This window comes from Stenomitos frigidus ULC18 (assembly GCF_003003795.1).
GTDB lineage: Bacteria > Cyanobacteriota > Cyanobacteriia > Leptolyngbyales > Leptolyngbyaceae > Stenomitos > Stenomitos frigidus_A.
This window is the reverse complement of record NZ_PVWK01000167.1, coordinates 1-9,013: the sequence shown is the minus strand read 5'-3', so window position 1 is coordinate 9,013 and position 9,013 is coordinate 1. Positions and strand designations below refer to the sequence as shown.

The window sequence follows — 9,013 nt, the reverse complement described above, 5'->3', positions numbered from 1 at the left end:
AACGCAATCCAGAATTACCAAAATGGGATATCCTTATTCAACCTGCTAGCGGGTAAATTCATTCCTAGAAATCTCCTTAGAAGATGAATCGACTCCCAATAACGAGTTCTCCTCCTGGGTAATGGTAGTGGTCGCCGCCCTGCTTTGGCCCGTTACCCTTCCTGCCATCATTAATCATTTACGGAATGGTTTTTGCGAATCTGACAAGAATACTTATCCTGCATTGCAGAATCTCATCGCTTTAAGGGATAAGTAGTCATCTGTTTCTACCTTCGATCACGACACACCCTTCATTTTCTAGAAAAATAGCCTCAAGGTTGCAGTCGCTATTCAGCATGCAGGCCATCTGAATGCGGTTGTCTAAGAGACTGTAAAGAAATAATGTCATGGACTGTAGCGGTCGGCCGTCAGCGGTCAGCCATCAGAGCAAAGCTGATAACTGATAGCTAATCCAAACGTATACCAACGCTCTAAAAGTCGTGCTCAGCGCCTGTGCTTAAAAAGCTCTAATACATCAATAAAACTGGTGTACGCCTCGTTTTTTTTCCAGCCATCCCTGTCGCTACTGGTTTGCTTGGGCAATGATGGTTCTACCGATCACACTCCATTCGTTGCCGCGATCGCTAAATGTTTTGACAAGGTTTCGTAGGCGGCATTGACACTCCTAAAGCGCTCTGCGGCAGTAGGATTACCCGGATCCAAGTCAGGATGATAGAGCCGTGCCAACCGCCGATCGCTATCGAGTCGATCGCGCTGAAGTAGAATCGAGGACGTTTGGTTGAGCGTTTTTGCCCAGCCAGCGATCGACTGCAACGAGCAGCAACCCTAAGACCAGAAAGCCGATCGCCATGAAAACGCTATTGATCAACACTTGTGGGTAGCCCAGCTTTGCCACATCAATAAACGGGTAGGGATAGAACCCAAAGATTGCGCCCCAAAACAGCGCCCACACCACAAACGCGAGTGGAAACGTCAGCCACCGAACCGTATCCTTCCAACGCAACTGTCCTTTAGGGGTGAAAAACAGCCACTCAATAAGATATAGCGCAGGCATCACATAATGCAGCGTTACATCTGCCAACCACCACAGCCCCGTTGGATTCCAAGTCTGTCTAAGAATCAAAAAGTAAACTGTCCCCGTCATGAAAATGTATACACCCACGCCTGTTTTAACGTTCGGATGGGCAAAGAAACCATCTGCGTAGCGCCGCAAGCCTACCGTTGTAAACACCGTGGCAACCAGAATATTGCTGAGGAGCGTGAAGTAATCGAAGAATTTCATCAACCCAATCATTCCGGGTTTGCCTGCTTCAATGTTGCTCACGATCATGAGATAAAGCTGTAGCGCCAGGGCACTCCATCCCACGATCGCGCTCACCCTTCGCACCGCTTGCCTGGTGTTCATCGCTAGTGTCCTTATAAAATTAGGGCAGGCGGCGCAACTTGTCGTCATGAGCCTGCAGCCAAAAATGATCCTCTAACCATACCGTTAATCTTGAAAGCGTGGCTGCTGCTTGAGATACGCCTGTGTAGGAGCCGTGAGTTTAGCTTGGAGCGCCGCAATGAGCTGCCGATCGCCCTCACTCCAGACTCTTGGCGTCTCAAACACAGAGCATTCCACAATGCCAATCAATGCAGTGTTGAAATAAATCGGAGCGTGAACCAATGCGCGATGTTGAAAGATCACTCGCTCATACGCACGATCGACCACATCACTCCCCACCGTCTCAATATCCTCCACAAACACAGCCACCGGGGTGCGCAGTGCGATCGTCATCAGCGGATCGGGTGGTGCATTCGGGCCTTCCAGCCAATCCGCCCCCAACCATTCTGCTGCACGCCTATCGCGTGCCCAACAATGCGTAATCATTCCCAGCCCTGTCGTTGGTTCTCGCAAATAGAGGAAGCACCGATCGCACGGCAACACTTCCCCCAACGCTGGCATCAACGCCGTAAATAACGCATCAGGCTCCACCGCACCTTCAAACAACTGCCCTAAAGCATCCGGTAAACGCTCCCTCATCCCCTCGCCACCTCTCCCGGACATCCTGGTTGCCGCCTTGCCTCTAGATACTCCGCCATAATTTCCTGATAGCGATCGCACCCAAAGGTGTGGTAATGACCGGGATAAACGGTGTCGATCGGCAGCTTCTGCAAACGCTCATACGTGGCAATATACGTGGGGATATCGCTTCCGGGCAGTTGGTCGAGCAGTTCGCCATCGTAAATGACATCACCAGAGAACAGCTCTTGATTTTTCGCATCGTAGAGCGCAATGCAACCGGGGGAATGTCCCGGTAGGTGGAGCACTTCAAAGGCGCGATCGCCCAGATCCAGCACATCGCCTTCCTGCAAAAGCTGCGTGGGTTCGGCACGGTGGAGCGTATATTGCATTGCCGTAAAGCCCTCATAGGGCAACTGCTCAAAGTGTTCATCCAGTACAAAGCCCAGCTCATGGGAACATAAAGCCGCATGATTATCGCCCGATCGCAGTGCCTTTGCTTCGGCGGGATGAATCGCTCTGTGGTCAAATTCGTGTAATCCGCCTGCGTGGTCAAAGTGAACATGCGATGCGATCGCCAGCAGCGGTTTGTCAATCAACGAGGCGATGTGCTGGCGCAAACTCGCTACACCTAACCCCGTATCAATCAGCAAATCCTGTTTTTGCCCTTTAATGAGCCACAGATTCGCGCGGTTCCATTCCCAATAGTGAATTTCGCCGATGCAGTAGAGACCCGGATTAATTTGGCGCGTGGCAAACCAGCGATCGCAGACAGGCTTGGAATTCAACACAGTAGACGTCTTTTTGTGAAACCATCTTACGTCCTTATAGCAAAGATGCTGTGAGAGAGGAAGGCCTCTACACTCTCTGATTAAGTTGCTATGGCGTATTCCAGCAGTCTCACCGATGCAGAATGGGCAAGGCTTGAGCCCTGTTGCCAGAGCGCTTACCGCAGCCGCAGCAGACACGCCCCTGTACTTGGACGACGTGAGCACTCGTTGATGGCTGCCTCCATCCACTGCCGAATGCCAGACTGACACAAAGACCGCCCTCTTGACTCCACCATTTATTTATTGGCGCTACAAGCAGTGGCACGCGGTAGGCACGAGCAAAAAGCTGAGGCGTCCTCCGCTTGTGCTATCAACATCAATCGTTGCTTTGTCAGGCTCATGCTGAAGCGGCTGCAGTTCCTTCCTGAGATCTCAAATGGGTTCTATAGGCAATAGAGTCCACGGTTCATGCACTTTACTAGCAGGAAGCGCTCTCAAATACGGGAGCCAATGTTTTACGTATGCGCCCTCCGGATCGTAGTCTTTAGACTGCTTGAGAGTGTTGAAAAAACGGAACCCACGAGCATCGTTACCAACACCTGCGGTATAGTTCCAGTTGCCCCAATTGCTGCACACGTCATAGTCAACCAGCAGTGATTCAAACCACTCTGCGCCCATGCGCCAGTCGATGCCCAAGTTTTTGGTGAGAAAGCTTGCCACGTTTTGCCTGCCCCGGTTAGACATGTAGCCTGTTGCGGCTAATTCCTGCATGTTGGCATCAATGAGAGGAAAGCCTGTTGTGCCTTTACGCCAGCGATCGAAACTTTGCCAGTCTTGCTTCCAGGCGATGTTAAGATCCTGTAAGCCCGATTGCCGGAAGACTCGATTGCCGTGCTTAGCACAGACAAAGCGAAAGTAGTCTCGCCACAGCAGCTCAAAGACCAGCCAGTAAGTCGAATCATTTCGCACCCGCTCTGCTTCATACTGCTGTATCTGCTCATAAATGTAGCGTGGCGATAAGCACCCAAGTGCCAGCCAGGCTGAGAACTTAGAAGAATAATCTGCTCCAAGCATCCCATTTCGGGTTTCTTTGTAGACTTTGAGACAATCGTGTTGCCAGATGTAGTGATTGACTCTGTTGAATCCGCCTGTTTCACCACCCTTGAACACTAAAACAGCACGATCATCTTGTGTCGGCACCTCCAGCCCAAAAGCTGCCATTTGTGGTAGCAGGCCCACTTCTATCTCTGGCAGCGATGGCAACTTATCTGGCGATCGTAGCGTCGGTTGAACCGTCGATTGCTGCTCCACCTGTTTGCGAAAGTGAGTAAACAGCTCCGGTAATTGACTCACCTCGAACGGTAGATCATCAGGGTGGAAAAGGGTGTGTCCCCAAAAAGATGTAAAAGCAACATTTAACGCGTCTAACGCGTGTTGAAGTGCGGTTTCAACCCTTGTTTCCTCAGCTGTCACCTCACGATGATAGTAAACAGCCGTAATCCCCAATTGTTTGACCAGCGTAGGGATCACAGCTTCCGGCAAGCCTCGGCGTAGAACCAGATCGCTGCCAATCGCCTGTAGCGATCGACGCAGATCGGCAACGCTTTCAAGCAAAAACTGGGTACGGAAAGCTCCTGTTTTCGGAAAACCAAACGAAGTTTGTCCAAACTGCCGTGGATCGAAACAATACAATGGCACAATTTGTCCCGAGGCTGCCTGTGCTTTTTCTACTGCTACGTACAGCGGTTCGTGATCATGCAACCGCAAATCATTGCGAAACCACAGCAGAATCTTAGTTTGAGTCATATCGCACGTAACGGCTTCATGTTTACCGCTGGGAAAACACTTTTCTTCATATAAAACACAGGTGTAGAATGCCTAACGTCTTGATCATTTAGCCTGACTGCCTGACACATCTTAGGGACTTCCAGGGAATTAATCGTCCCAGTCCTGAACTGCAATGCCTGCCCTTAGTTAGGGGTTTCAGCGGTTTGGGATGATTTAAAAATTGGAAGTCCCTCAGTAAATTAAAGGCAGCTCAAGGCTTGCAGGTTAAGGCACGAATGCGAGTAAACCAAATCTGATCATAAAATCTGATCATAAAAATCTTCTTCAGCCCAGTTTGAGGCAAAACAGGGTTGCGGATCTTTTGTCAGCGCTCCCATCTCTATTGGCTTTCATCTACTTCTGTCAGGCAGCCAGGCCGTCAGGGCTCCTTTCTCTTCCCTTATAAAATTGTCGCAATTTCTTTCAAATACACTCGACTAAACGGCTCATTTTCACTTAGTTTATACTGCTCGATCAGGCCATTTTGATTGACTGAAACGGTGTCTTTTTGCCAGATAACAACGGTGGAGTCGTCGAATATATCACGGGCTAGCATCATCTCAGTTTCGGTTGGATGATCTAACACAACGACATTGCTACCGTAGTAGAACATGCCGTCTCGATCGAGTACCTCTTCGCGATATTCTGCGATCAGCAGGTCGAGTCTGGGGTTACGCAACAGATTTTGGACGTTGGTGTTGTAGTCAGGATGTAGGCTTTTCTCAGAGCGATTGACGAATACCCCATCATGGCAAACCGCACCGATCACCCAATGTGGATGCTGGAGCAAGATGTGATCCACAATTTCTTGCAGTTCTGCTACTGACACATGATTAAAGCTAATAGTGGGGATGCGCGCCGCTTTGCCCGTTTCAAAAAAGGTTTTCAGAATGTGGGCCGGTACATCAACACTTTCGCCGATCGCAGGCTTCAGGTGCATGTTGATGCCAGGAGCCGCGTTGATTTCAATAATGCCAAAGCTGCCGTCTTTCCAGGATTCTGTGAGATCAAGAGAAATTACATCAATGCCAAGACAAGTGAGGCGAAAGTGCTGAGCAATATCCTGCGCCAGAATGATATTGTCTGGATGAATTTGTCGAGTGGCATCAATGCTCAAGCCCCCTGCTGAAAGGTTGGCAACTTTCCGTAAGTAAACGATGCGGTCTTTTTCGAGCACACTAGCCATTGTCAAGCCCTGTTCATCCAGGTAGCGTTCCATCGCCTCATCGCACTGAATTTTGCCTAGCGGTGAAGTGGGCGTATCAACGCGGGCAGCAGTGCGGTTTTCGCGATCGATCAGCTCACTAATCGTTGCTTCATCATCACCGACAACGGATGCGGGACGGCGTTCTGTAGCGGCGACAAATCTGCCATTGACGCATAGCAAGCGATAATCCTTCCCCGCAATGCTTTGTTCAACGATGATGCGAATGGGCTGGTCGTCGGGGACAGCTTCGATGGCACGATCGAACGCCAGTTCCAAATCATCCGCATCCTTAACATCAGCCGTCACGCCAATGCCTTTATGCCCTACAACGGGCTTCACTGCAACGGGGTAGCCGATCTGTTTAGCCGCCGCTAAGGCCTCACCAACGGTATAAACAATGCTGCCTTTAGGAATGGGAAAGCCAAGCGTATGGAGAAATTCCTTACAGTCGTCCTTGCCAGTGGTGAAGTCGGAGTCGATATGGCTATCGTGGTCAAAGGTTGTGGCGATGCCTCGTACTTGCTTTCTGCCATAGCCGTACTGCATAAGCCGCTCATCCCACAGATAAAACGTGGGAATGTCTAGTTCGTAAGCTGTTTTGAGTAGTGCGTAAACGGTTGGGCCACCATAAACCGAATCGCGAAAGAAGCGTTGCAGCACCTCGATCTGATCTTCAATCCAAAAGCGCCGATCGCGCGTAATCGCTTCAAACCAATCCCACACACAGTAGACGATCGCGCGACTGGTGCGTCCATGCAGCGATTGGACAGCTACTTTTGCACGAGCCTCATCGACCTTGACGCTCCATTGCGTCAGATGCAAATCCATTTCAAGCTTGCTGACTTCGGCAACCGTGCGGGCAAAGAGATGTGCGTAGGAGTCGTAGGTTTCATCCAGCAGATGAGGGTAGCGATCGCCAATCACTTCGAGATAGACATCCAGCGATCGAGGCGGATTCTCTTTAACCAATGCAAAGTCAAACGCGGCAGCAGCAGTCGGTAGATAGGGATTTGAACCGGCATAATGCCTAATATTAAAAATGTCAAACGCATCGGTTGTCCTTGCGTTCACACGCACCATATCAATGCTTTGATCCAAAACCATGACGAATACCATTTCTGTGCCTTACCGACCCTAGCGTTATCGTCCTATACTTTCCTCTATCGGAGGTTACGATCTACTGTTTGCAAATAACACCAGGTGTCATCTAGCCGGAGAGATCACACCTTCGACAGGTGTAAGCGATCGCTTCAGCCGCTAAAAATACATGATACTTGTGACGAGGATACACCCTTATGAACAAGACTTTTATGAATCCCCCTGTTAAAAACGATCAGCCAACGAATCAGACAGACGATCGTCTTAGAATCGAAGTTCATGCTTTGGCAGAAGATGCTTTTCATCGTCATCTGATTTCAGGTCATGGTGATAGTGAGTATGCCAATGAGTACCAAATTGTCTATCAAGGCAAACCCAATCATCTCTCACTCAGCGGTGCTCATGCCTTTCTCACGCAACTCTTGCAGTGATCGATTTAAGGTTGTGATTAGTTTCATGGTTTGATGCCCAAGTTGTCTGGCGATCGCAGTCTTGATTACGATCGCTAGAAAACTTGGGCATTGCTGAATCTGGGCATTTACTTATGAGTAAACGCATTGCATATAACGCTTTATTGAAAGCAAGTAACCTTCATGTAATGCTTTTTTGTATCAAAATCTACCGAACGGATGTAACGCCGACCTCGATCGCTGTGATGTACTACAAAGACTACTTATACAGAGTCTGGAGACAATATGGCAGTACAGGATGCTGAAGGATCAGTCGTAGCGGTATCGCTAAATGATGCAGCGACAGCCCAAGAGAGCGTCGCGCTCCCTGAAACGCATGGGCAATTAGTGATCATCGGTGGTGCTGAAGACAAAGAAGGTGATTGTACTATTTTGCGCGAATTTGTCCGTCGAGCAGGCGGTTTACAGGCTCGCATCGTAGTAATGACTGTTGCAACAGGGCTACCTGGAGAGGTGGGTGAAACCTACATGAACGTGTTTGAGCGTCTAGGTGTTGAGTCCGTTAAGGTGGTTGATACGGCAAGACGGGAAGACGCTAACGACCCTAGAGCGCTGGAATTGACGCAAGATGCAACGGGTGTCTTTTTTACAGGTGGTAACCAGGCACGCATTACTGAGTGCTTGAAAGATACTGAACTTGATACACTACTGCACAAGCGGTTTGCTGAAGGCATTGTCGTCGCTGGCACGAGCGCTGGAGCCGCCATGATGCCCGATATGATGATTGTTGAAGGGGAGTCGGAAACAAACCCTCGCATGGAAGTCGCCCGTATGGATCGGGGCATGGGCTTCTTACCAGGTGTTGTGATTGACCAGCATTTTGCCCAACGTGGACGTTTGGGTCGCTTGCTCTCTGCTATCGCCCAGCAGCCAGTCAACCTAGGCTTTGGCATTGACGAAAATACCGCGATCGCCATCAATGGCAAAGAATTGGAAGTTATCGGTGACGGTGCCATTACAGTGGTTGATGTGGCAAAAATTACTCACAACAATGTGGAAGAGCTTTTGCGCGATGAACCGCTTGCACTTTGCGATGCCACGCTGCATATTCTGCCGCATGGTTATAAGTTTGATCTGGAGAAGCGATCGCCGCTTGGGAAAAGCTAAGGCTCGTGGATTAATTAACCTGAGCCACTCCCCGTCTGTAGCGATTGTCTTGGGAGTCAAGGGGAATGGAAAAATCGGTTGCACGCTCAACGCGCGTGACCCAGTGACAGCAGTGGGGGAGCGGTTGAGTCGGACCGTGTCTTGTGCGGCGGCTGGCGGCAGCGGGCGTTTGCCAGGGAGTGTGAGCGCGGGCATGGCATTGAGCCTGACCAGGCGTTGGCGCCTACAGGCAACCAGAGCCACTTGCCAGCAAGGGTTGATCCAAGTCGCGCCTCACGGGGTTGTGGGGCGTCGCCACGCGGGTTGCCATAGACAAGCCACACCGGACGCGCGTGCGCCCGCCCGAAAGCAGGCGCTTGCCCTTGTGCTGACCACTGTCCCGGTGGTGGGCGGTGCCACCAGACACAAAGCGGCGGTGACTTGGCCGCGGCCCTGCACCGCTGGCAGAAGCTGGGCTTGGCGCTGCCAATCCGCTTGCTGGTGAGCGAGGGCTTGCATCTGCGGCTTCAAGGCGTCCAGACGTGGCGCCAAC

General features: G+C 50.6%; 8 protein-coding genes and 1 pseudogene. 2 read left to right on the top strand and 7 right to left on the bottom strand.

What is annotated here, in order from left to right; all coding sequences use genetic code 11:
- Positions 1-597: 597 nt before the first annotated feature.
- The 6 genes from C7B82_RS34065 to C7B82_RS31185 all read right to left on the bottom strand — a co-directional run bounded on the left by C7B82_RS34065 (position 598) and on the right by C7B82_RS31185 (position 6,910).
- On the bottom strand, positions 598-726 hold the full coding sequence (locus tag C7B82_RS34065) for a DnaJ domain-containing protein (RefSeq protein WP_245940184.1): 129 nt from the start codon (positions 724-726) through the stop codon (positions 598-600).
- A 10-nt stretch (positions 727-736) separates the two neighbouring features.
- Positions 737-1,405 carry a Pr6Pr family membrane protein gene (locus tag C7B82_RS31205; protein WP_106261246.1) on the bottom strand — a complete coding sequence of 223 codons (669 nt, stop codon included), beginning with the start codon at positions 1,403-1,405 and terminating at the stop codon, positions 737-739.
- 84 nt (positions 1,406-1,489) lie between these two features.
- Complete coding sequence (locus C7B82_RS31200) at positions 1,490-2,023, bottom strand: GAF domain-containing protein (RefSeq protein ID WP_106261244.1); 534 nt, start codon at positions 2,021-2,023, stop codon at positions 1,490-1,492.
- Entirely contained in the window at positions 2,020-2,793 is a 774-nt protein-coding gene (locus C7B82_RS31195; RefSeq protein ID WP_219904780.1) for an MBL fold metallo-hydrolase, read from the bottom strand. The genes C7B82_RS31200 and C7B82_RS31195 overlap by 4 nt, the downstream gene beginning before the upstream one ends.
- Positions 2,794-3,204: 411 nt before the next feature.
- Positions 3,205-4,578 carry a DASH family cryptochrome gene (locus C7B82_RS31190; RefSeq protein WP_106261243.1) on the bottom strand — a complete coding sequence of 458 codons (1,374 nt, stop codon included), beginning with the start codon at positions 4,576-4,578 and terminating at the stop codon, positions 3,205-3,207.
- A 421-nt stretch (positions 4,579-4,999) separates the two neighbouring features.
- Positions 5,000-6,910: an acetate--CoA ligase family protein gene (locus C7B82_RS31185; protein WP_106261241.1), complete on the bottom strand. Its 1,911-nt coding sequence runs from the start codon at positions 6,908-6,910 to the stop codon at positions 5,000-5,002.
- 191 nt (positions 6,911-7,101) lie between these two features.
- Here C7B82_RS31185 and C7B82_RS31180 point away from each other — a divergent pair, with 191 nt between their 5' ends.
- Entirely contained in the window at positions 7,102-7,335 is a 234-nt protein-coding gene (locus tag C7B82_RS31180) for a hypothetical protein (RefSeq protein ID WP_245940183.1), read from the top strand.
- Between the two features lie 264 nt (positions 7,336-7,599).
- Positions 7,600-8,481 carry a cyanophycinase gene (locus tag C7B82_RS31175; RefSeq protein WP_106261238.1) on the top strand — a complete coding sequence of 294 codons (882 nt, stop codon included), beginning with the start codon at positions 7,600-7,602 and terminating at the stop codon, positions 8,479-8,481.
- A 160-nt stretch (positions 8,482-8,641) separates the two neighbouring features.
- Here the strand turns inward: C7B82_RS31175 and C7B82_RS32885 are convergent.
- A pseudogene (locus C7B82_RS32885) lies at positions 8,642-9,013 on the bottom strand (transposase); the annotation flags it as partial.

Bases quoted from the DNA above. Each gene is read 5' to 3' on its own strand.
- C7B82_RS31205 (WP_106261246.1), bottom strand. From the start codon at position 1,405: ATGAACACCAGGCAAGCGGTGCGAAGGGTGAGCGCGATCGTGGGATGG.
- C7B82_RS31200 (WP_106261244.1), bottom strand. From the start codon at position 2,023: ATGAGGGAGCGTTTACCGGATGCTTTAGGGCAGTTGTTTGAAGGTGCG.
- C7B82_RS31190 (WP_106261243.1), bottom strand. From the start codon at position 4,578: ATGACTCAAACTAAGATTCTGCTGTGGTTTCGCAATGATTTGCGGTTG.
- C7B82_RS31185 (WP_106261241.1), bottom strand. From the start codon at position 6,910: ATGGTTTTGGATCAAAGCATTGATATGGTGCGTGTGAACGCAAGGACA.
- C7B82_RS31180 (WP_245940183.1), top strand. From the start codon at position 7,102: ATGAACAAGACTTTTATGAATCCCCCTGTTAAAAACGATCAGCCAACG.
- C7B82_RS31175 (WP_106261238.1), top strand. From the start codon at position 7,600: ATGGCAGTACAGGATGCTGAAGGATCAGTCGTAGCGGTATCGCTAAAT.